Here is a 22,304-nt window from a genome sequence, read left to right as displayed (position 1 = left end):
ACGGATAAAAGATATATTAAACAGGATAAACAAAAAAACGCCTCTGATAAGGAGGCGTTTTCGTTTCATTTTATTAATGGGCTATTAAGCCGAATATTGAGCTTGTTGATTATGCTTCGGCTAAATGCTCGCCGGTAACGGTCTCTTTAATCTTGTTCTCCAATTCTTCAGAAAGTTCCGGGTTATCCAGTATGAGTTGCTTAACTGCATCACGACCCTGGCCCAAACGGGTTTCGCCATAGCTGAACCACGAACCTGCTTTTTTAATGATGTTGTATTCAACACCCAGGTCAATGATCTCGCCTGCTTTTGATATACCTTCGCCAAACATAATGTCGAACTCGGCAATACGGAACGGCGGAGCTACCTTGTTTTTAACGATCTTCACTTTAACGCGGTTACCAGATACCTCATCCGTATCTTTGATTTGTGATATACGGCGTACATCCAAACGTACCGATGCATAAAATTTCAATGCGTTACCACCTGTGGTAGTTTCGGGGTTACCGAACATCACACCAATTTTATCGCGCAACTGGTTAATGAAAATACAGCAGCATCCGGTTTTGCTGATGGTGCCGGTAAGCTTACGCAATGCCTGCGACATTAAACGTGCCTGTAAACCCATTTTTGAATCGCCCATTTCACCCTCTATCTCCGCTTTTGGCACCAATGCTGCAACCGAGTCAATAACAAGAATGTCAATTGCGCCCGAGCGGATCAGGTTGTCGGCAATCTCTAAGGCCTGTTCACCGTTATCCGGCTGAGAGATCAATAAGTTCTCCACATCAACACCTAATTTTTTAGCGTAAAACCTGTCAAAAGCATGCTCAGCATCAATAAAAGCTGCAATGCCGCCCTTGCGTTGTGCTTCGGCAATTGCATGAATAGCCAAGGTTGTTTTACCAGAAGACTCGGGGCCGTATATTTCAACAACGCGGCCCTTTGGCAAACCGCCAATACCTAATGCAATATCCAATCCTAACGACCCGGTAGAGATCGATTCGACCGCCTCAACCGCAGTTTCGCCCATTTTCATGATGGTGCCTTTTCCGTATGATTTTTCCAGCTTATCAAGAGTAAGCTGCAGTGCTTTTAGTTTTTCTGTATTGCTCATCGCTTATTATAATGTAACAAATATAAAATTAAGTTTTTATAAATGCTAATTTTTTTAGTAAATATTTTAATTGATTTTGAAGGTGTTATGTTGTTGGCTTGTGAAGTTAGCTAACCTGTTGCCGGTAATCAAGTATTGTTATCAACACTGCGTTTGGCTAGCTCATTTGCAATAGCATTAAGTGCTTTTTTCTTTTTTGCATCTTTTGCTTTCTTCAGTCTTGCTGCTTCAGCTTTTAGCAGGGCAGTTTCGGTATTGTGTTGCGCATAGTACTTGCAAAACCAGGTGAGCGGGCAAATATTACATTTGGGTGTGCGGGCCAGGCAAATGTATCGGCCATGCAAAATCAGCCAGTGATGCGCTATGGCAAGCGTATCTTTTGGTAAATACTCTACCAATTGTTTTTCTACAGCAAGTGGGGTAGTAGCCTTTATAGTGAGCCCTATGCGGTTTGCTACCCTGAATACGTGTGTATCTACCGCTATCGCCGGTGCATCAAAAACAACCGAGGCAATAACATTTGCCGTTTTGCGACCAACGCCGGGCAATTGCTGCAGCTCATCCAGCCCCGCAGGTATGGCACCGTTAAATTTTTCTACAAGCATTTTACCCAAGCCGGCAAGGTGCTTTGCCTTGTTATTTGGGTAACTTACACTGCGGATGTAGGTAAATATCTCGTCGGCATCAGAAGCGGCAAGAGCGTATGCATCCGGGAAACGCTCAAAAAGGGCCGGTGTTATCTGGTTGATACGCTTATCAGTACATTGTGCCGACAGCACCACCGCTACAAGCAATTGGTAAGGGCTGTTATAATGAAGTTCGGTAATGGCGTCGGGCTGGTTTTTCGAAAAATATTCTACAAAGTGACGATAGCGTTCTTTCTTGAGCATCTTTTAGGTTATGGTCAGTAGTTTATTGGTCAATGGTTCATTGGTATCTGGAACTATTGCCGGCACCGCAAAATTATCAACTATCCGCCAATAAACTAATCAACAATTAAACCAACAGGCTAATCATAAAAATAGAAAGGTTCATAGATCAAAACAGTTGATGAGCGTTTCATCAGCGGCAATGTTCTACGAACCAGTGCTTACAGCGGTCAGCGTAAATACTAACGCAGGCTTTTTGAATAGTTAAGAATGTTATGCACAGTTTGCGGCTGAGGGTTCTTTTTCAAAAGATCCAGTTCCGCACGTATGGCGTGATAAAAAATCACATCATCCGCTTCAAGATTTTCCTGTAAATGAACATCTACTTCTTTCACCTGAGCTTGATTTGTGAGCGCATTTAAATTTGTAAAGGTTTCGCCCATAAGCTATTTGTTGTTTAATTATAAAAGTAACGAAAGTTATTTGACAATATTTTATACCAACATGAAATTTTGATGAAATTTTTTCAGATTAGTTTTTGAGCGCTAAGGCAGGCTTTAAGAATTGTATATTAAACTAAAAAGGGTTGAAGATATTGTAAGCTGATAAAAATTTAAGCCCGGGTAACGGTGCTTAACTATCAGTACAATACTTCAACCCTATTGGTATTATTTAGGTATGCTTAGTTTTTTAAACTAAGCTCCTTATTTTGCATCATTTTACGCAGGTTATTTAAGGCATAGCGCATACGGCCAAGCGCAGTATTTATGCTTACATCGGTAACATCAGCAATTTCTTTAAAGCTCATGTCGCCAAAGTGGCGCATTATCAAAACCTCTTTTTGCTCATCAGGCAAAAGCTGAATAAGTGCTTTAAGATCTTTGTGCGTTTGTTCGCGCACCAATTTGTCTTCGGCGCTCTCATCGTACTGGCCAAGCACCTCGAAAATGTCAAAGTCGTCGCCATTGTTAATCATCGGCGCACGTTTTTCGCGACGGAAATGGTCAATAACCAAGTTGTGCCCAATACGGGTTACCCATGGTAAAAACTTACCTTCCTCATTGTACTTCCCGGCTTTAAGCGTATTAATAACCTTGATGAACGTATCCTGGAAAATATCTTCGGCCAATGCTTCGTCTTTAACGAGCAGGTAAATCGACGTGTAAATTTTTGACTGGTACCGGCGTATCAACTCCACAAGGCCTGCTTCGTCTCCGGCAATATAAAGATGGATTAGATCCTGATCACTTTTCAATTGAAAATCCATAGAAAACTACTATAAACTAATTTTAATTTTTAGACGTTAGTTATAAAAAGTAGAGTTCTATCTATAGCGTTTCTTTTTAGGGTTAAGAAAAATGTTACCCTCAAATATAATAATCTAAAAAAATAAAAACAAATATTTTTTAGCCGGGAATGGTGTGTTTAACCAAATATAATTTGCGCTGTGAAATTTAAGTTTTTATTAAGCGTCTATAAACCAACTTTTAACTTCAGCACACATTTGCAAAAGGCTAAAAATTTTAGGATTTTTGCGTTCTAAAATTCGCCTTACAATTGCTGTCGGTTGCAGTAACGTCTTTCGCAGTTAGACTCGCGTTTGCAGCGATAGTTTAAACCTTAACATATTTAATTGGTTGTAACTATGGCTTTAAGCCGCCAATAGCAGGCAATAACAACATCAAATGATCAAAGAAGCAGATAAAGATCCGCAGAAACATATTATAATTAAAGGTGCCCGCGTACACAACCTTAAAAATCTTGACGTTGCCATCCCTAAAAATAAACTGGTGGTGGTAACGGGCATGTCGGGCTCGGGCAAGTCGTCACTCGCATTTGATACTTTGTATGCCGAGGGCCAGCGCCGTTACGTGGAGAGCCTTTCATCATACGCCCGCCAGTTTTTGGGCCGTATGAATAAGCCCGACGTTGATTATATCAAAGGCATTGCACCGGCTATTGCCATAGAGCAAAAGGTTATTACATCAAACCCGCGATCAACCGTTGGTACTTCTACAGAGATTTATGATTACCTGAAGCTGCTTTTTTCGCGTATTGGTAAAACTATTTCCCCGGTTTCCGGCGAGGTTGTTAAGCGAGATAACGTTACCGATGTGGTCAACTTTATATTGAGCCTGCCAAATGATACACAGGTAACTATACTTTGCCCACTACACCCGCATAATAACCGCAGCCTTAAAGAGGAGCTTGCCGTGCTATTGCAAAAAGGCTTTGTACGCGTGGAGTTTAATGGTCAATTATCGCGCATTGAAGGTATGCTTGAAGATGAAAGCATTGCTGCTGACACACAAATACAGCCCGAGAACGTAAGGATTGTTATTGACCGTGTTAATAAAAGTGAGGACGACGAAACCATAAGCCGACTGGGCGACTCGATACAAACCGCATTTTTTGAAGGTAAAGGCGATTGCTTTGTTCGCTATCGCCAACCGGAACAGGATGAGGAACCTGAGCGCTTTTTTTGTGACCGGTTTGAACTGGACGGAATAAAATTTGAGGAACCTACTGCCAACTTCTTCAGCTTTAATAACCCATATGGTGCCTGCAAGCGCTGCGAAGGATATGGCAAGGTAATAGGTATCGATGAGGACCTGGTTATACCTGATAAAAGCAAAACCATTTATGAGGGTGCCATTGCCCCATGGCGCGGCGAAAAGATGCGCGAGTGGAACGATGTGCTGGTAAAAAATGCTATTAAGTTCGATTTCCCGATACACCGCCAATACAATCAGCTTACCGATGCGCAACAGCGCCTGCTTTGGAAGGGTAACCAACACTTCCGCGGGCTGGATGCTTTCTTCAAGGAAATGGAGGAGCAAACCTACAAGATCCAATACCGGGTATTGCTATCACGCTATCGTGGAAAAACTACATGTCCTGATTGTAAGGGTAGCCGTTTGCGCCAGGATGCATCGTACGTAAAGATCAACGGCATGTCGATAACCGATGTGGTGCTGATGCCGCTTGATAAAGCTTTTAATTTTTTTAAGGGATTGGAGCTAAGCGAAACCGATGTTAAGGTTGGTAACCGATTGTTGCTGGAAATTACAAACCGCCTGGGCTTCTTAAATGACGTAGGCTTAAGCTACTTAACGCTTAACCGCTTGTCGAATACGCTGTCTGGCGGCGAGTCGCAACGTATTAACCTGGCAACTTCATTGGGTAGCAGTTTGGTGGGTTCGGTTTATGTGCTGGACGAGCCAAGTATTGGCTTGCACCCACGTGATACCGAGCGGCTGATAACCGTATTGCGATCGTTACGCGATGTAGGCAACACCGTTTTGGTGGTGGAGCACGAGGAAGAGATCATGAAAGCGGCCGATCATATTATTGATATTGGCCCCGAAGCGGGTACGCATGGCGGTAACCTGATATTTACTGGTACGTATGACCAGATAATTGTTGACGACAATAGCCTTACAGGTAAATACCTAAGCGGGCGCGAGGATATTGCAATTCCGCAGAGCCGCCGCAAATGGCACGACTATATCGAAATTAAGGGTGCGCGAGAAAATAACCTGCAGCATGTGAACGCCAAATTTCCGTTAGGTGTGCTTACGGTTGTTACGGGCGTATCCGGCTCGGGTAAAACCAGTTTGGTAAAGCGCATTTTAGCACCTGCCTTGCAAAAAGCATTAGGTAATTATAATGGCGACCAAACAGGTGCTTACGATAGCATTGACGGCGATTATGCAAAGATTGAGCAGGTAGAAATGGTTGACCAAAACCCGATCGGCCGCTCATCGCGGTCCAACCCGGTTACCTATGTAAAAGCGTGGGACGAGATTCGTAACCTGTATGCTTCGCAACCAGCAGCCAAAGCCGGCGGATTAAAACCATCTGCATTCTCCTTTAACGTAGAGGGTGGCCGTTGCGATGTTTGCCAGGGAGAGGGTGAAGTGAAAATAGAGATGCAGTTTATGGCCGACATTTTCCTGACCTGCGAAACCTGCGGTGGCAAACGCTTTAAACAGCACATTCTGGACATCACTTACAATGAAAAGAATGTGTCTGAAGTGTTGGAAATGACCATTGACGAAGGTGTGGAGTTTTTTGCCAAAGAGCCCAAGATACTTGCCAAGATAAAACCCCTGGTTGATGTTGGTTTAGGATATGTGCAGTTAGGGCAGTCATCAAACACCTTGTCGGGCGGTGAGGCGCAGCGTATAAAGCTGGCTTCCTTCCTGGTGAAGGGTAACAATACCAATAAAACGCTTTTTATATTTGACGAGCCTACAACGGGCTTGCACTTTGCCGACATCAAAAAGCTGCTAAAATCATTCGACGCCCTTTTAGAGCATGGCAACACCATAATTGTAATTGAACACAATATGGATGTTATTAAGTGTGCCGACTGGGTTATTGATATCGGCCCCGAAGGTGGCGACCGCGGCGGTAAAGTTGTGTTTGAAGGCACGCCCGAAAACCTGCTTAAAGTTGACGAAAGCTATACTGGTAAATTTTTGAAGGAGCGGTTTCTTAGTTAGAGATTAGAGATTAGGTAGCAGAGATTAGTTTTAAAGATTTATTAAATACAAGCGATGGGTTGAGGCCTGTCGCTTTTTTAATCTCCTCCGCATCCGCCACCGCAACCACTGCAGCCGGAGCTTGAGCATCCCGAACAACCGCTACTGCTACCACTATCACCGCCGTGGTGATCGCCATGATGGGATGTAGAACAGCCTACACTGCAACCGTCTCCGCCGGACCCATTGCCGTCGTGATTTCTTTTGTTTTGAGTGTCATTTATATCACGATAAACCCCAATTGCAACTACCACGACAACAAAGACAAGGAAAGGTATAATAGTAGATTCGGATGCTTGTATAAACAATCCCGCGCTTAGCAATAATGTCGGCAGTGTCAGTTCTAGCAACAACCCTTCAGGCTTTTTAACCAACCAATATCTATCGAGATTAACCCGCCTGAAATTGATGTCAGAAAACCTTTCGTGGTTGTTTTGCCATATATCGGCAGGTGGTGGGGTCCCAAATTTGTTGGCATATAAAGATTGCGATGAAGTGTAGAAACCATCAAACTTTTCTGCCTCACGTTTACCGCCTTTGGTTGGATTATGATGTATTTCCCGTCCAAGCGTGTTTTTACACAGATCGATCCAGTAAGACCTGGTAAATGTTAAATGCAGGTGCCAGGCCTGATCAACAGGATTAGACGGGGTAACGCCTGTTTCGGTAACACAGCATAAAAAGATAAATTTTTTGTATTCGTCAATTACACGGGCGGTGTATGCTGTTGTCCATCCATTTTCCCGTGCCAGGCGTGCCGAAAACTTAAAGTCGACAGCCGGGTCGTCCAGTTCAAAGGCACTTATCTTGTGCCATAATTTAATTTCTTCATTTGTCATTCGTTCTTGTATAAATTAGCTAAAGCTAAATACAAAAAACGAGCGATTAAAGCCTTAAAATAAAGCAATGTTAAGTGGATGTTATTATTGTGGTTGTTAACTTAACCTTTGTATGGGAAAGGCAACTTCATGCGCATGTCGGCATCTTCACCTGCTTTGTTGTTGTACTTAGTTTCTTTTATTACACGTATTGCTTCTTCATCGCAGCCGTATCCCAAGCCGTTCACTACAATAATATTTTTGGTGTTACCATCTGCACCAACAGTAAATTCAACCAGTACCGAACCTTTTATCCCGGCCTCTTTAGCTCTTGCAGGATACTGTAAGCGTTCAAAAATCCCCGTATCTCCACCAACAGCCTCAATGGCTATAACTTCGCGCTTTTTTTCATCGTAGTAAATACTGGCGGGGTTTGGGTTATGCTCTTTGGTTGGTACTTTGTATTTGATATGCCATTGTGCTAAGTAGGGTTCAATGGGGCCTAAACCAATTTTTGCTCTGCGGGTATTAACCTGCCATTCGTCTTCTATAGGGTACAGCTTAACACCATCCTTAGTTTCATGGGTTTGCGAACCATAAATCTGCGGCTGGCCATGGCCGGTTTTAACCCTGTCTATTAAAATAGCTAATGATGATGCCCTTAGTTCGCCTTTGCCTGCAGCTTTTGTTAATAAAGGAAGGTATTTGTCCTGAGCCTCGGTATCATTATGCTGGATAACCAAAAACACAGTCGACTGATGTTTTACACCCACCATGCTTTTACCCGGGTAGCCATATTGGTCTATAAGCTTTTCCACTTTAGCAAGATTGGCTAAATCGAGCGTATGCTGCATGCGCATATTCTCTTTATCCTGTTGAGGCGAAGCATTTTTGATACGGCGGTAGCGCTGATCGTCCTTTAAAATAGTGTCCAGTTGGGCTATCAGTTTTTTATTGGTCTGGCTGAAAGCATCGGTAATGCTTACTGTAAGTGCAGCAACAATGGCAAGGCGTAAAATTAGTTTCATATGGTTGTTTTATATAACAAAGAAACGGCATGTTAACTACGTTTGATTGTATTTTTCGGACAGCTGCACCTAATTAATTACCTGGTCATGAACTCAAATATCAGCCGGTCATCTGCAAAGCTGTCAATCTTATCAAAAAATCGTTGCGGATTTGTTCCTGTCAGGCTGCGGTATATTTTGTTGAAGTAGGCCTGGTCGTAATAGTTGCTTTGATAGGCAATATCTGTAAGCTTTTTAAGGCTGGCGCTTAGCATCCTATTCTGTAGCGAGTGCCTAAATCTTGCAACCTTACGGTAGGCCACCGGCGACACACCTAATGCTTTCTTAAATACGCGGTTAAATGTGCGGATGTTGTATCCAAGCTCAGTACTTATCTCATCTACAGATATATCATTTTCCACATCATTTAACATCTCTATGGCTTTAAACAATGCAGTATGTGCGGCTATTGGTTGATATATTTTGAGTAGAAAAGTTTCCAATATCTCACAGCGCGAGGTGATGCTCTCAGTATTATAAAAGGCTGCGAGGAAGTCATGATATAGCGGATTTGTATCCCATGAGTTGAATACCATGCTGGGCTGGCCGTATTTAGCACCAAAGTTTTCTATACCAAATTGATTAATGCCAAGTGGCCTGAATAGTATAGTTACTTTATTGAGCCGGCCATGCAGATGTGCGAGTAGTGGGTACTCGCGAATGCCCTGAACGCAGGCAGCGTAACGGGTTTGTGTATCTCCATAAACGCGGGTGTAGTAATCTTTAATTTCGAAATTTGCCCGCTGGTGAATGTTTAAAACCGTATTTACATGCGGGAAAGCATAATAGCTGGTATCAAAGTTATCGTCAGTACTTAAAAAATAAAAATAGCTGATATGCTTTTGTAGCTCCGGGCTTTTAGGCGTAAAGGGGATAGGCTCAAAACTCACAGCGTAAAGATAATATTCCCCGACGATTTCGCGCGTGGCAGAGCACTGCTATCAGCAAACATCAGCGCACAAAAAAGCCTCCCCAATTGGGAAGGCTTTTGAATTTTTAGTTTTGACTTTTAACTTATTAGTTAGCCATTTGCTTACGAATGATGTTTAATGCACCACCTGCTTTAAACCACTCAATTTGCTGCGCGTTGTAAGTGTGGTTTACCTGGAACGAATCTGTTGTTCCGTCGGCATGGTGTAACACAACGGTTAGCTGTTTGCCCGGGGCAAATTCAGTTAAACCGGTAATGTCTATAACATCGTCTTCCTGTATTTTATCGTAATCGGCATTATCGGCAAAGGTAATAGCCAACATACCTTGTTTTTTAAGGTTGGTTTCGTGAATACGGGCAAAAGATTTTACCAGTATAGCACGTACGCCTAAGTGACGAGGCTCCATAGCTGCGTGCTCACGTGATGAACCTTCGCCATAATTTTCGTCGCCCACTACAATTGAACCAATGCCATTTGCTTTGTAATCGCGCTGGGTAGCAGGCACAGGGCCGTACTCGCCGGTAAGCTGATTTTTAACGCTATCGGCATTCAGGTTAAAGTAGTTAATGGCACCAATTAACATATTGTTTGATATGTTATCCAGGTGACCACGGAACTTCAACCAAGGGCCTGCCATCGAGATGTGGTCAGTAGTACATTTACCTTTAGCTTTTATAAGCAATTTAAGGCCGGTAATATCAGTGCCTTCCCAAGCCTTAAACGGCTCAAGCAACTGCAAACGTGCCGATGTAGGGCTTACAATTACCTGTACACCGCTGCCGTCTTCGGCTGGTGCCTGATAACCTGCATCTTCAACAGCGTAACCTTTAATAGGCATTTCCAAACCTTGTGGCTCGTCAAATTTAACCTGCTCGCCATTGTTGTTGGTAAGGGTATCTGTTAACGGGTTAAAGGTTAAATCGCCTGCAATAGCAAATGCAGTAACAATTTCAGGAGAAGCCACAAATGCGTGTGTATTTGGGTTCCCATCCTGGCGTTTAGCAAAGTTGCGGTTAAACGATGTGATGATAGAGTTTTTGCGGGTAGGATCGTCTGTATGACGGGCCCACTGGCCAATACAAGGGCCGCAGGCATTAGCCAAAACAACGCCGCCCATGCTTTCAAAAGTACCTAAGTAACCATCGCGCTCAACAGTGTAACGCACCTGCTCCGAACCCGGAGTGATGGTAAACTCTGCTTTTGTTTTCAGGTTTTTATCAATTGCCTGCTGTGCGATAGATGCAGAGCGGGTAATATCTTCGTAAGATGAGTTGGTACATGAACCAATCAAACCAACTTCTAATGCAGTAGGCCAGTTATTTTCTTTTACGGCTGTAGCAAATTTAGAGATAGGCCAAGCCAAATCCGGTGTGAACGGGCCGTTAATGTGCGGCTCAAGTTCGTCCAGGTTGATTTCAATAACCTGGTCAAAATACTGCTCAGGGTTAGCGTAAACTTCCTCGTCGCCGGTTAAGTGCTGTGCAATAGCATCAGCCATGTCAGCAATTTCTTCGCGTTTTGTACCGCGCAGGTAAGTGGCTGCTTTTTCATCATAACCAAAAATTGACGTAGTTGCACCAATCTCGGCACCCATGTTACAAATTGTTGCTTTACCTGTAGCAGAAAGTGAACGGGCACCTTCGCCAAAGTATTCAACAATAAAGCCGGTACCACCTTTTACGGTGAGGATACCTGCAACACGTAATATAACGTCTTTAGCTGAAGTCCAGCCAGATAGTTTTCCGGTTAATTTAACACCCAATAATTTAGGGAATTTTAGCTCCCATGGTAAACCTGCCATAACGTCGCAGGCATCAGCACCACCAACACCAATAGCAACCATACCCAAACCACCTGCGTTAGGTGTGTGTGAGTCGGTACCAATCATCATACCACCCGGGAAAGCATAGTTTTCCAACACTACCTGGTGTATAATACCTGCGCCGGCTTTCCAGAAACCGATACCGTATTTATCAGATACAGATGAAAGGAAATCATAAACTTCGCGGTTAATGTCAACAGCTGTGTTTAAGTCGGTATCAGCGCCAACTTTAGCCTGTATAAGGTGATCGCAATGCACGGTAGACGGTACAGCAACTTGCGGACGGCCTGCCTGCATAAACTGCAATAAAGCCATCTGCGCTGTGGCATCCTGCATGGCAACGCGGTCTGGTGCAAAGTCAACGTAGTCGGTACCACGCTCAAAAGCACGTTTAGCATCACCTTCGGTAAGGTGTGCATATAAAATTTTCTCAGTTAAAGTAAGAGATTTACCGGTCGCTTTACGGGCCGCATCAACGCGGGTGTTATAGCGATCATAAACCTTTTTGATCATATCTAAATCAAAAGCCATATTGTTTGATTTTTTGGTGTAGTAAAAAGATGTTGCAACCCATTTAAGGCTACCGCCGCGAATTTACAAAATATAACAATTATTCACAGTCAGCGTGTTGTGCAATTGTTATTTGGATAGGTTCTAAATAGGTGCGCCCCCTAACCCCCTAAAGGGGGAATGAATTTATTAAGTCTATTCTGTTCCCCCTTCAGGGGGCCAGGGAGCAATTATTCCTTCGCCACCTTTATAATCTTATCGTTATTACCATTACTGGTAATAATAAAAACTTCGCCTGCAGGGGAAACAGCCACGTCGCGCATGCGCCCGTATGCGCTTTTATAAAAGGTGTTTACCACTTCCACCTTATCGCCCGCAGCATTAAGCTTTAATTGCAGTAGCTCAGAATCTTTCAGCACAGCCAATAACAAGGAGTTCTTCCATTGCGGGATAGCATCGCTGTTGTAATAATCAACGCCCGATGGTGCGATGGTTGGCGTCCAGGCAAAAATGGGCTCTACTACGTTGTTTATATTGCAAAAACCGGGTTCGCTGCCTGTGCTGCAAAGGCCCTCAACATTTGGCCAGCCATAGTTGCGGCCCTTTAAAATAATGTTTACCTCATCATCGGTGGTATTGCCATGTTCCGAGCTGTATAACTTATCGCCAACAAATACAAGGCCCTGGGGGTTGCGGTGACCATAGCTCCATAACGAGCTACCCTGGTTAGGGTTATCTGCAGGTATGGTGCCATCAAGGTTAATGCGTTGTATTTTGCCCGCGGTATTGTTTTGATCCTGCGCGCGTGAGGCTGTAGCAGCATCGCCGCTGGTAATGAATAATTTTTTATCGGGCGATATGGCCAGCCGCGTACCGTTATGGGTAGATGCCGCAGGTATGTTGTCAATCAGCACAACAGGGTTGACCAAGGTGCTGCCGTTGTATGTAAACTTTACTACCTTTTTGGTGTAAACGCCGCTTTTATTGTAGTTGTAAGCTACAAATACCTCGGGTGTGGTTGCAAAATCAGGGTGCAATACCATCCCCAACAGGCCGCCTTCACCCTGAGATACTACATCGCTTAGCGTGATCACCGGCATCACGGCACCTGTTGATGGGTTAACCCGGCTTATCTTCCCGCTGCGCTCGGTTATCCAAAGCATGTTGTCGGGGCCGTATAAAATTTCCCAGGGAAATGAAAGCCCCTGTGCAAGTACCGCGTCAGTTAGTTTTACGTCAGCAGCAGGCTCGTCCCCGCCGTTATCTGTCGCATTATCTTTTTTGCAGGCGCTGAAAAGAAACAGGCTTACCGCTGCTAAACAAAATAGCCATTTTTTCATAAAAAGAATTTTTAGGTAAATACGGTGGGGGATAACCTATTAACATACGTACACTAAAAAAGTTGCAATGATAATTTACGGAATGAAAAGAACAGCTTATTTGCTATAGCAACCCGAAGTTGTAACCTAATTTACTCCAGTGCTCCAGGGCGCGAGGCAAAACATACGCTAACCGCTCAAAGGCTTTTTGGCTATCGTGGAATACAATAATGGCCCCGGGTTTTGTGTGCTTCAATACATTTTTGAGGCAATTCTCCGGTTTCAGGTTGATATCAAAATCGCCGCTTAAAACATCCCACATAATGATTTTGATATCCGGCCGGGCGCTTTTAAGCAACTTGATTTGCTCGCGTTTTATACGGCCATAAGGTGGGCGAAACAAAGGCGCATTAAGCAACTGATCGGCTTTTAAGTAGTTATCCAGATAAACACGGCTATCGGTATCCCATCCCTTTAGGTGGTTATAAGTATGGTTGCCAATGGCGTGGCCATCGGCTTTAAGGCTTTCAAATATTTGCGAGTGCTTTGCTATATTATCGCCAATGCAAAAAAAGGTTGCCTTTGCATTATACTTTTTTAAAGTATTTAATACGAAGGGTGTAACAATGGGTATAGGCCCATCGTCAAACGTCAAAAAAATTGTATTTGTATCGCGCCGGGCACTCCATATCAGTTGCGGATAAAGCTTTTTAAGCAGCCAAGGTGTTTTTACCAGGTACATTTCAATTTTAATAGTGAATAAAACAAAGCATTAGGTGCACTAAGTAATTACCCGATAATTACATTTTAAACTATATGAAATTACAATTACCTGTCGCAAAAATAACAACTGCCTGCCTCACATTGCTTTTTATATTTTCAATAAAAGCCAATGCGCAGGAGGTTATTACATTGCAACGCGCTATCGACCTTACACTCGAGCGGAATTTAAATATAAAACAGGCTCAGTTTAATGAGGCCCTTACCACCGAGGATGTAAAACAGGCAAGGTATAACCAGCTTCCAAACCTAACGGCCAACCCGCAGGGCTCATTCAACTTCGGCCGTAATATCGACCCATCTACCAACCAATTTACCAATCAGCGTATTTTTGCCTTAAATGGTAACCTTACTACACAGGTAACCTTATTTCAGGGCGGGCAATTGCGTAACCAGGTAATTGCAAACAAACTTCAACTGGATGCCGACCGCAGTAATACGGCCAAGGTTAAAAATGATTTGATACTTAACGTTGTAACAACTTACCTGGACATTTTAACCAACCAGGATTTGGTTACCGCAGCCAAACAACAAATTGAGATTGCTAAAATAACGTTAGACAGGGCGCAGAAAAACTTTGATGCCGGCCAGCAAACCCTTGCCGACCTGTCGCAGGCCAAAGCACAGGGCTCAACCGCCGATTTAAATATAACTACGGCACAAAACCAATTGGAGCTATCGCTTATCACATTGAAGCAATACATGGAGATGCCTCCCTCTACGCCTATAGCGGTAGAGAAGCCGGATCTCACCAAGCTGCAAAACGTAAGCACTATGTTTGACCCGGAGGTGGTTTTAAAAACCTCGATGGCTGTTAACCCTGATGTAGCCCTTGCCGAAGCCCGCGAAAAAGTAACCGCGCAAAATATCAAAATTGCCCGCGGCGGTTATTACCCAAGCATTGTATTGTTTGGGCAGATAGGTAGTAATTACTCTGATGCACGTAAACAAGTGGGTGGGGCAAGGCCAAACGGCCGGATAGATACGTTGGGCTTTGTTAACGGCAACATGGCAACGCCCATTACTTCACCGGGTGTTGACCCTATTTATTTGAACTATCCTTTCTCTAAACAAATTGGCGACAACTTCAACCAATCGGTAGGGATAAGTTTGCAGATACCTATATTCAACCGTTTTAGTACCCGCACCAATGTGCGCAAAGCCAAGATTTTGAACGAGCAGGCCGAGACAACTGCCCAGCTGGCACGCACTACATTGGGTAAAGTAATTTACCAGGCTGTATGGGACGTGCAGGCTGCCGATAAAAAATTCCAAAGCGCCAAGCAAACCTACCAGGCAAATAAGGAAGCTTTTAACGTGATACAACAACGCTATAATGTGGGCCTGGTAAACTCGCTCGATTATAATACTTCATTAACCAACTTAAATAAGTCGCAATTTGATATGATCCAGGCGCAATATGAAGTGGTTTTCAGAAGTAAAATAATTGATTACTACCTTGGCAATCCTATTAAACTATAAACCCGAAACCAAAAAAATCCTGAAATAATACTATCATGGGAAAAACTACAAAATACCTTTTAATAAGTGCTGGTGCCATTATTGTACTATTGGTGGTGCTTAAGGCAGCAGGCATAATTGGTAAACCCAAACTGACGCAGGTTGCAGTTGAGAAAGCTGAAACCCGCGACATCAACGAAACGGTATCTGCCAGTGGCAAAATAAAACCGCATGTTGAAGTGAAGATAAGCCCCGAGGTATCTGGCGAGGTGGTTGAGTTGCCTATTAAAGAAGGTGACGTGGTTAAAAAGGGTCAGTTGCTTTGCCGTATCCGCCCGGATATCTTAAAGTCGGGTTATGAGCGTGCAGTTGCATCATACAACACCCAAAAGGCAAGCGTTGGCAACTCGTCGCAAATGCTTAAACAGGCCCAGGCCGCTTTCGAGAATCAGGCGTCAAAATACAAACGCAGCAGCGAGCTTTATAAAAATAAGGTGCTTACTGCCGCCGAGTTTGAGCAGGCAAAAGCCGATTATGAAAGTGCAAAGGCATCGTTAGAGGCTTCTAAGCAAAACGTGGTAGGATCCAATTACGGCTTGGCACAATCGCAGGCTTCTGTTAAAGAGGCGCAGGATAACCTGGCAAAAACCACTATTTACGCACCTGTAGATGGTGTGGTATCAAAGCTTTCTATTGAACAGGGCGAGCGTGTTTTAGGTACACAGCAATTTGCAGGTACCGAGATTATGACGATATCTGACCTGAGCAAAATTGATGTTAACGTAGATGTTAACGAGAACGATATTAACCGTATTAATGTAGGCAATAAAGCCAAGATCGAGATTGATGCATTTTTAGGTAAAAAGTTTGATGGCGAGGTTATAGAGATAGGCAGCTCGGCCAATGTAGTAGGTACCAATGCCGACCAGGTTACCAACTTTACCGTGAAGGTTCGTATCGATGCAAAATCATACGCCGATTTGATGAAGAATGAATCTGCCAACACATCGCCGTTTCGTCCGGGTTTGACAGCTACTGTAGATATCAATACCAATCATGTAAAGTCGCTTTCGGTACCAATACAATCCGTTACTACCCGCGAAGAGAAAAAGAAAACTACTGATAAGCCCGCCGACAATGATGACGAGAAAAAAGCTACCGCCAGCGCAGCACCGGTTAAAGAGTACGTTTACGTTTACAGCGCCGGTAAAGTAAAACAGGTTGAAGTTAAAACCGGTATACAGGATGATACTTATATACAAATATTAAGCGGCCTTAAAGGTGGCGAGGAAGTGGTATCGGCGCCGTTTGCTGCAATTTCAAAAACGCTTAACGATGGCATGCAGGTAGAAAAGGTTGACAAAGCCAAGCTGTTTGCTAACGACGATAAAAAGTAATTTAACCAATAAATATTCAGCAACAAGGGTAAGGATGTATTTTCTTATCCTCGTTTTGCTTTACGGCATCCCGAATAGCAAATGTGAGATAGGCAGTTGCAAGCGTAGCCAATTTAACTTTAGGCTGTAAAATATATTTCCTTACTTTGTTCGGCCGCTGGCAAACCAATTGGCCCGGTGTACCTTTACATTATTAATGTCGAACATAAGAAACAAAATTACCGTTGTTGGTGGTGGCAGCTGGGCCACAGCTAACGTTAAAATGCTTGCTGACAACACTACCGATAAAGAGATTTTTTGGTGGATGCGCAACGAGCAGGCGGTTGAACATATCCACAAATTTGGGCATAACCCCAATTACCTTAGCTCTGTCGAGATCAAGGTGCCCTCGCAAAATATTTCTACTGACTTAAAATCTTTAATAAGCGCTTGTGACTTTCTATTGCTAAATGTCCCTGCCGCGTTCTTGAAAGAGGCGCTTGAAGGCGTAACCGCTGATGACCTTAAGGACAAGTATATTGTATCGGCTATTAAAGGTATTGTACCCGATGAAAACCTTATTATAGGCGAGTTTTTAAATCAACATTACGGTATTCCATTCAGCCATATACTGGTGTTAAGCGGCCCTTGCCATGCCGAAGAGGTTGCTCTGGAAAAATTATCCTATCTGACAATAGCCTCACCTGATACTGCCCTGGCTGCGCGGTTCGCCGCGATGCTGAATACACGTTATATTAAAACCATTGTATCTGATGATATTTATGGTACCGAGTATGGCGCCGTGCTTAAAAACGTGTACGCCATTGCAAGCGGCATTTGCCATGGGGTAGGCTACGGCGACAATTTCCAATCGGTACTGATATCAAACGCTATACGAGAGCTTGAGCGTTTTGTTGATACCGTTCATCCTATAGATCGTGATATTAAGGAGTCGGCTTACTTAGGCGATTTGCTTGTTACGGCCTACTCGCAGTTTAGCCGTAACCGCACTTTTGGCAACATGATAGGCAAGGGGTATACTGTAAAAAGTGCACAACTGGAGATGAATATGATTGCAGAAGGCTACTATGCAGTAAATTGCCTACACCAGGTTAACAAGCAGCACAATGTTGAAATGCCCATTTGCGAAGCCGTTTACAGCATTTTGTATAAAAAAAGTTCGCCGGTATTTGAAATGCGCAAATTGGCAGAAAAATTGAGTTGATAAGTACATTAACTTAATTTCAGAGACAATGAAACGTATATTCACAACAGCCATGTTTGCTGCGGGCTTATTTGCAGCCTCGCAAGGTTATGCACAAACCCATAAAGACACTACAGTAGGTCAAAAAATTGGTGCTACTGCGAAAAAAGTTGGCCATGCAACGTCTAAGACAGCCAAAAAGGTGGGTAACAAAACTGCCGAAATTGCATCGGAAGGATATTCTGCTGTAAAGGATAAAAAGTACGACAGTAAAGTAGGCCCTAACGGCCAAACCATTTACATAGATAAAAATTCGGCGTACTACTACGTAAATAGCAAAGGCCGCCACGTTTATGTAAAAAAAGCGTTGCTTAAAGACAAGCCTGCCGATTAACCCATACATTGCAGCGCCTGTTAATATTAACAGGCGCTGTTGTTTTATCATCTTTTTTTACCCATGAAAAACCTATCGTTCCTATTTCTCGCTTTTGTTGCTCTATCTTTATGGGCCTGTAGTGGCAACAACAAACACGAAAGCAACCCCAAACTTATTGGTAACTGGATATCTAAAGACGGCGAAACCAAACTCCAGATAAGCACTAAGCAGTTTATACTTGACAACGGAGAACCTATTCCCGAAGATTATTTTACAAAGGGCGATACCATTTTAACCTCTTTTGAAGGTAACCAGCCGTACACTAAATTCCTGATAAAAAAGCTCACCGATAAAGAGCTTAGCCTGATGTTCCCCGACTCGGTATTGGTAGAGTTTAGAAAATAGCTTAGTCAAGAATTGTAAGGCTGCCTTGTATACAATAGCCTAAAAACAAAAACCTCCCGTGTGCTGATGCAACGAGAGGCTTTGTAAACAAAACTAAACTAAAACTAACGCTTTCGGTTAACTACTCCGAAAGACTTTTATGAAAACTAACTAAAATTAAAATCGTCTTTTGCGCTCCGGGCGATCTTCGCGGCGTTTGCCCGAAAAGTCACGGAAACCACCACCGGTGTTACCGCTTCTTTCGCGGTTGCCACCTTCACGGCGCTCGCCGCCACCTGCGTAGCTACGTTCGCGGTTAAATCCACCTTCGCGTTTTTGGTAGCCGCCTTCGCGCCTGCCGCCGCCACTACGGCTGCTGCTGGTGCCTTCGCCGGATATTTCAATCCTAACAGGGCGGCCTTTAAATTCAACTTCTTTAAATGCGTTCATCACCTGGTCAACATCGCCATTGTTCACTTCAAAGAATGAGTAAACACCTTTAACATCAATTTTACCAACGGTACGGCCGCTTATTTTTGAGTTGTTGCAAATGTAACCTAACAGATCGCCGCGGTTAAACTCATCAACACTACCCAGGTTAATAAACAAGCGGGTGTATTCAGAACGCATGCCATCGCGGTTAAAGCGATCGCCACCCTGTCCCTCGGCTCTGCGGAAATCATCTGCAGGAGCATTCAAATCAGGTGCGTTTTTATAATAATCAAGGAAACGGTTAAACTCAAGCGACGCAAAGCGTTTTATAACCTCCTCTTTGCTCAGGTCGGCAAACTCATCCATAATACGAGGGATGTATTGCTCAATCTGCTGCTCGTTAACAGTTACATTATGTACTTTGTGTACCAATGCAAAAAGTTGTTTCTCGCAAACATCGAAACCTGTAGGGATCTCAGCCTTGATAAACTTTTTACCAATAACGCGTTCAATCTGGCGTATTTTGCCAAGCTCTTTGCTGTTGATGATAGCGATAGATACACCTGTTTTACCTGCACGGGCTGTACGGCCGCTACGGTGGGTGTAATTCTCGATCTCATCAGGCAACGAATAGTTAATTACGTGTGTAACGTCGTTAACATCAATACCACGTGCAGCAACGTCAGTAGCAATTAATAATTGCAGGCTGCGCTCACGGTAACGTTTCATTACCTTATCGCGCTGTTGTTGTGACAAATCGCCGTGTAAAGAATCGGCATTGTAGCCATCCTTAATAAGGGCTTCGGCAATTTCCTGCGTTTCAATTTTAGTACGGCAAAATACTATACCAAAAATCTCAGGGTTAAAATCAACAATACGTTTAAAGGCAGCGTATTTGTCACGGGCACGTACCACATAGTACTCATGCTCGATGTTTGCATTGCCTGTGTTTTTCTCGCCCATGGTTAACTCAAAAGGGTTGTCCATGTAGCGTTTTGCTATACGGCGTACTTCTGATGGCATGGTGGCCGAGAACAGCCAGGTTTTTTTCTCTTCGGGGGTGGTTGATAAAATACTGTCAATGTCTTCCTGGAAGCCCATATTGAGCATCTCATCAGCCTCGTCCAATACAACATACTTAACCTGCGAAAAGTCGATCGCGTTACGGTTAATAATGTCAAGCATACGGCCCGGGGTTGCAACAACAATTTGCACACCACGGCGAATCTGACGCAATTGGTCAGAAATGCTTGCACCGCCATAAACTGCAACAACGTTTACGTTGTTCATTTTTTTGGCAAAGTTTTTAATGTCGTTCGCGATCTGTAAACAAAGTTCGCGGGTTGGGCATAAAACAAGTGCCTGCGGATGATTTTCTTCGAAATCTAAAAGTTCAATTAATGGAAGGCCAAAGGCAGCTGTCTTACCGGTCCCGGTTTGGGCTAATCCGACAAAATCGTTGCTGCCTGTTAACAATACCGGGATTGACTGTTCCTGGATTGGAGTAGGTTTTTCAAATCCTAACTCGTTGATGGCATTAACAATATCATGACGGAGTCCCAGTTCAATAAATGGGTTCATGAATTAAAATAACGTATTTGGCTACATCGCCAAATCGGGTGCAAAGGTAAGATTATAATTTATATAATCAAATATCAATTTTGAATTTTATGTAAATGGCAATTTAATGACTGTTAACTAAAATAATTACCTGTAAATCAGCATGATTTTACAAGTTAAATTACCAATATCAAAAAGTCTTGCTGATTCCAAATCTTCTCTTTTATTAAATTTTAATCTTTTATTAAAACATGTTGGCAAATGTTTTTTAATATATTTATAAGTCTTTTCCCACTTAAACTTATGACCAAATTAAGAATCCTACTCGCAGCTTGTACCATGCTGGTGAGCGGTTTTACCCTGAAAGCCCAAAACTTTGAAAAGGACATGAACACTACGATGTACGGTCGTAACAAAGCGGTTGGTAAATACGCCGAAATTCGAGGGATAAAAATGTATTATGAGGAATATGGCAAAGGGGAGCCATTGCTCATTATACATGGCAACGGCGGTTCAATCAAAAACTTTGTATACCAGATACCTTATTTTTCGAAAAAGTACCGGGTGATACTTGCCGATAGCCGGGCTCAAGGCAAAACTTTAGACAATGCCGATTCGCTTAGCTATGAAATGATCGCTGATGACCTAAACGGATTACTCGACCATTTGAAAATAAAGAATGCCAATGTTATTGGTTGGAGCGATGGCGGTATAGAAGGCCTGCTACTTGCCATTAATCACCCCGATAAGGTTAAAAAATTGGCTATTACGGGCGCAAATCTTCGTCCGGACTCTACGGCTGTGGATCCGTATGTGCAGAAAATGGTACTCAGTGAAAATATTAAAGGTGCCGATTCGCTTAGGCGTGTAAAGAACCCAACGGCAGCTATGAAAAACCAGCTAAAGTTGATGCACCTATTGTCGTACGAGCCAAATATAAAATCTTCAGCTCTTAAAAAAATTGCTTGTCCTACACTTGTAATAGGTGGCGACCATGACGTGATTACTACACGCCATACGTTAGAAATTTTTGAAAGTATTCCTAAAGCGTATCTATGGATACTGCCCAATTCCGGCCACGCCACACCCCTGGTTTATAAAGATATGTTCAATACTGTAGTAGGCAATTTCTTTTCTAAGCCTTATCGTACAATAGAAAAGGAAGCAAGGTTCATGTAGGATAAAGGTAACTATCTTAGCCTATCTGCCGAGCGCACTAATTTTTCATCGCGTTTGATTGACTTCGCAGCCAGGATAATCAGCACAATGCTTAGCGAGGTAAGGAATATGCCGATCCCCATATTTTTATACTCAAGCGTAATTTCGCCAACCACTTTCTTCACAGTCTGGGCCATCCAGAAGCTGTAGCCAATAAGCAGGAATATTGCACTGTAGCAAAGCGCAATTTGTTTTTTGCGATCTTTGTAAAAGAATATGATAACAAGCGGAATAATTGCTGCTAAGATAGTAACGCCGGTAAGGGCAACAAACGTTTCAACAGGTTTTAGCTGGCCGTTAACGTTTTCATAAACACCGGTAATGGCAATGTCAACCAGCTTGCCATTTACATAAAGCCCATGCGCCAGCGGGAAAAGGAATAAGCCAAGTATAACTAACGAAGCAAATAAAAGGTATATAGATTGTACGCGTTGTATCATTGTTGTGTGTTTTGTATAGGCAACAAATATAGAAGGGTATTTGGTAAATCTAAAATCGCAAATCATGTTACC

19 protein-coding genes are annotated in these 22,304 nt (G+C 43.2%); 7 read left to right on the top strand and 12 right to left on the bottom strand.

Annotated features, from left to right (window positions below):
* Positions 1-109 precede the first annotated feature (109 nt).
* From recA to FPZ43_RS15250, 4 genes are all read right to left on the bottom strand, one after another.
* Positions 110-1,117, bottom strand: coding sequence for a recombinase RecA (gene recA, locus FPZ43_RS15265; RefSeq protein ID WP_146382790.1), 1,008 nt, complete (start codon positions 1,115-1,117; stop codon positions 110-112).
* Between the two features lie 128 nt (positions 1,118-1,245).
* The gene (gene nth, locus FPZ43_RS15260) at positions 1,246-2,007 is read right to left on the bottom strand and encodes an endonuclease III (RefSeq protein WP_146382789.1); all 762 of its coding nucleotides are present in this window, start codon (positions 2,005-2,007) and stop codon (positions 1,246-1,248) included.
* Positions 2,008-2,228: 221 nt separating this feature from the next.
* The gene (locus tag FPZ43_RS15255; RefSeq protein ID WP_146382788.1) at positions 2,229-2,429 is read right to left on the bottom strand and encodes a hypothetical protein; all 201 of its coding nucleotides are present in this window, start codon (positions 2,427-2,429) and stop codon (positions 2,229-2,231) included.
* A 239-nt stretch (positions 2,430-2,668) separates the two neighbouring features.
* Positions 2,669-3,253 carry an RNA polymerase sigma factor gene (locus FPZ43_RS15250; RefSeq protein WP_146382787.1) on the bottom strand — a complete coding sequence of 195 codons (585 nt, stop codon included), beginning with the start codon at positions 3,251-3,253 and terminating at the stop codon, positions 2,669-2,671.
* 418 nt (positions 3,254-3,671) lie between these two features.
* Here FPZ43_RS15250 and uvrA point away from each other — a divergent pair, with 418 nt between their 5' ends.
* Positions 3,672-6,494 carry an excinuclease ABC subunit UvrA gene (gene uvrA / locus FPZ43_RS15245; protein WP_186461858.1) on the top strand — a complete coding sequence of 941 codons (2,823 nt, stop codon included), beginning with the start codon at positions 3,672-3,674 and terminating at the stop codon, positions 6,492-6,494.
* 77 nt (positions 6,495-6,571) lie between these two features.
* On the opposite strand, the gene FPZ43_RS19335 is transcribed toward uvrA, so the two are convergent.
* From FPZ43_RS19335 to FPZ43_RS15215, 6 genes are all read right to left on the bottom strand, one after another.
* Entirely contained in the window at positions 6,572-7,372 is an 801-nt protein-coding gene (locus FPZ43_RS19335; protein WP_186461857.1) for a glycine-rich domain-containing protein, read from the bottom strand.
* 101 nt (positions 7,373-7,473) lie between these two features.
* Positions 7,474-8,379 (bottom strand): energy transducer TonB, encoded by a 906-nt coding sequence (locus FPZ43_RS15235; protein ID WP_146382786.1) that lies wholly within the window; start codon positions 8,377-8,379, stop codon positions 7,474-7,476.
* A gap of 77 nt (positions 8,380-8,456) precedes the next feature.
* Complete coding sequence (locus FPZ43_RS15230; RefSeq protein ID WP_146382785.1) at positions 8,457-9,308, bottom strand: helix-turn-helix domain-containing protein; 852 nt, start codon at positions 9,306-9,308, stop codon at positions 8,457-8,459.
* Positions 9,309-9,435: 127 nt separating this feature from the next.
* Positions 9,436-11,703, bottom strand: a complete 2,268-nt coding sequence (locus FPZ43_RS15225; protein WP_146382784.1) for an aconitate hydratase — start codon at positions 11,701-11,703, stop codon at positions 9,436-9,438.
* A gap of 209 nt (positions 11,704-11,912) precedes the next feature.
* Positions 11,913-13,022: a PQQ-dependent sugar dehydrogenase gene (locus tag FPZ43_RS15220; RefSeq protein ID WP_146382783.1), complete on the bottom strand. Its 1,110-nt coding sequence runs from the start codon at positions 13,020-13,022 to the stop codon at positions 11,913-11,915.
* Positions 13,023-13,125: 103 nt separating this feature from the next.
* A complete protein-coding gene (locus FPZ43_RS15215) occupies positions 13,126-13,743 on the bottom strand; it encodes a polysaccharide deacetylase family protein (RefSeq protein WP_146382782.1) in 618 nt (205 codons plus the stop codon).
* 74 nt (positions 13,744-13,817) lie between these two features.
* Between FPZ43_RS15215 and FPZ43_RS15210 the strand changes: the two genes are divergently transcribed.
* The 5 genes from FPZ43_RS15210 (at position 13,818) to FPZ43_RS15190 (ending at position 18,603) form a co-directional block, all read left to right on the top strand.
* Positions 13,818-15,263 carry a TolC family protein gene (locus FPZ43_RS15210; RefSeq protein ID WP_146382781.1) on the top strand — a complete coding sequence of 482 codons (1,446 nt, stop codon included), beginning with the start codon at positions 13,818-13,820 and terminating at the stop codon, positions 15,261-15,263.
* A 35-nt stretch (positions 15,264-15,298) separates the two neighbouring features.
* A complete protein-coding gene (locus FPZ43_RS15205) occupies positions 15,299-16,639 on the top strand; it encodes an efflux RND transporter periplasmic adaptor subunit (RefSeq protein WP_146382780.1) in 1,341 nt (446 codons plus the stop codon).
* Between the two features lie 196 nt (positions 16,640-16,835).
* Positions 16,836-17,843 (top strand): NAD(P)H-dependent glycerol-3-phosphate dehydrogenase, encoded by a 1,008-nt coding sequence (locus FPZ43_RS15200; protein ID WP_186461856.1) that lies wholly within the window; start codon positions 16,836-16,838, stop codon positions 17,841-17,843.
* A 28-nt stretch (positions 17,844-17,871) separates the two neighbouring features.
* Positions 17,872-18,216, top strand: coding sequence for a hypothetical protein (locus FPZ43_RS15195; RefSeq protein WP_146382779.1), 345 nt, complete (start codon positions 17,872-17,874; stop codon positions 18,214-18,216).
* A 63-nt stretch (positions 18,217-18,279) separates the two neighbouring features.
* Positions 18,280-18,603 (top strand): hypothetical protein, encoded by a 324-nt coding sequence (locus FPZ43_RS15190; RefSeq protein ID WP_146382778.1) that lies wholly within the window; start codon positions 18,280-18,282, stop codon positions 18,601-18,603.
* A 156-nt stretch (positions 18,604-18,759) separates the two neighbouring features.
* On the opposite strand, the gene FPZ43_RS15185 is transcribed toward FPZ43_RS15190, so the two are convergent.
* Positions 18,760-20,595: a DEAD/DEAH box helicase gene (locus FPZ43_RS15185; RefSeq protein ID WP_146382777.1), complete on the bottom strand. Its 1,836-nt coding sequence runs from the start codon at positions 20,593-20,595 to the stop codon at positions 18,760-18,762.
* Between the two features lie 282 nt (positions 20,596-20,877).
* Between FPZ43_RS15185 and FPZ43_RS15180 the strand changes: the two genes are divergently transcribed.
* The gene (locus FPZ43_RS15180) at positions 20,878-21,753 is read left to right on the top strand and encodes an alpha/beta fold hydrolase (protein ID WP_222430986.1); all 876 of its coding nucleotides are present in this window, start codon (positions 20,878-20,880) and stop codon (positions 21,751-21,753) included.
* Positions 21,754-21,764: 11 nt separating this feature from the next.
* Here the strand turns inward: FPZ43_RS15180 and FPZ43_RS15175 are convergent, their stop codons facing one another.
* Complete coding sequence (locus FPZ43_RS15175) at positions 21,765-22,232, bottom strand: DUF4293 domain-containing protein (RefSeq protein WP_146382776.1); 468 nt, start codon at positions 22,230-22,232, stop codon at positions 21,765-21,767.
* Positions 22,233-22,304 lie beyond the last annotated feature (72 nt).

It is taken from the genome of Mucilaginibacter pallidiroseus (genome assembly GCF_007846085.1).
GTDB classification, from domain to species: Bacteria; Bacteroidota; Bacteroidia; order Sphingobacteriales; family Sphingobacteriaceae; genus Mucilaginibacter; species Mucilaginibacter pallidiroseus.
This window is presented reverse-complemented; position numbering and strand designations above follow the sequence as displayed.

What these genes read in the sequence shown, in the direction of transcription:
- recA (WP_146382790.1), bottom strand. Translation starts at nt 1,117, where the DNA reads ATGAGCAATACAGAAAAACTAAAAGCACTGCAGCTTACTCTTGATAAG.
- nth (WP_146382789.1), bottom strand. Translation starts at nt 2,007, where the DNA reads ATGCTCAAGAAAGAACGCTATCGTCACTTTGTAGAATATTTTTCGAAA.
- FPZ43_RS15255 (WP_146382788.1), bottom strand. Translation starts at nt 2,429, where the DNA reads ATGGGCGAAACCTTTACAAATTTAAATGCGCTCACAAATCAAGCTCAG.
- FPZ43_RS15250 (WP_146382787.1), bottom strand. Translation starts at nt 3,253, where the DNA reads ATGGATTTTCAATTGAAAAGTGATCAGGATCTAATCCATCTTTATATT.
- uvrA (WP_186461858.1), top strand. Translation starts at nt 3,672, where the DNA reads ATGATCAAAGAAGCAGATAAAGATCCGCAGAAACATATTATAATTAAA.
- FPZ43_RS19335 (WP_186461857.1), bottom strand. Translation starts at nt 7,372, where the DNA reads ATGACAAATGAAGAAATTAAATTATGGCACAAGATAAGTGCCTTTGAA.
- FPZ43_RS15235 (WP_146382786.1), bottom strand. Translation starts at nt 8,379, where the DNA reads ATGAAACTAATTTTACGCCTTGCCATTGTTGCTGCACTTACAGTAAGC.
- FPZ43_RS15225 (WP_146382784.1), bottom strand. Translation starts at nt 11,703, where the DNA reads ATGGCTTTTGATTTAGATATGATCAAAAAGGTTTATGATCGCTATAAC.
- FPZ43_RS15220 (WP_146382783.1), bottom strand. Translation starts at nt 13,022, where the DNA reads ATGAAAAAATGGCTATTTTGTTTAGCAGCGGTAAGCCTGTTTCTTTTC.
- FPZ43_RS15215 (WP_146382782.1), bottom strand. Translation starts at nt 13,743, where the DNA reads ATGTACCTGGTAAAAACACCTTGGCTGCTTAAAAAGCTTTATCCGCAA.
- FPZ43_RS15210 (WP_146382781.1), top strand. Translation starts at nt 13,818, where the DNA reads ATGAAATTACAATTACCTGTCGCAAAAATAACAACTGCCTGCCTCACA.
- FPZ43_RS15205 (WP_146382780.1), top strand. Translation starts at nt 15,299, where the DNA reads ATGGGAAAAACTACAAAATACCTTTTAATAAGTGCTGGTGCCATTATT.
- FPZ43_RS15200 (WP_186461856.1), top strand. Translation starts at nt 16,836, where the DNA reads ATGTCGAACATAAGAAACAAAATTACCGTTGTTGGTGGTGGCAGCTGG.
- FPZ43_RS15195 (WP_146382779.1), top strand. Translation starts at nt 17,872, where the DNA reads ATGAAACGTATATTCACAACAGCCATGTTTGCTGCGGGCTTATTTGCA.
- FPZ43_RS15190 (WP_146382778.1), top strand. Translation starts at nt 18,280, where the DNA reads ATGAAAAACCTATCGTTCCTATTTCTCGCTTTTGTTGCTCTATCTTTA.
- FPZ43_RS15185 (WP_146382777.1), bottom strand. Translation starts at nt 20,595, where the DNA reads ATGAACCCATTTATTGAACTGGGACTCCGTCATGATATTGTTAATGCC.
- FPZ43_RS15180 (WP_222430986.1), top strand. Translation starts at nt 20,878, where the DNA reads ATGACCAAATTAAGAATCCTACTCGCAGCTTGTACCATGCTGGTGAGC.
- FPZ43_RS15175 (WP_146382776.1), bottom strand. Translation starts at nt 22,232, where the DNA reads ATGATACAACGCGTACAATCTATATACCTTTTATTTGCTTCGTTAGTT.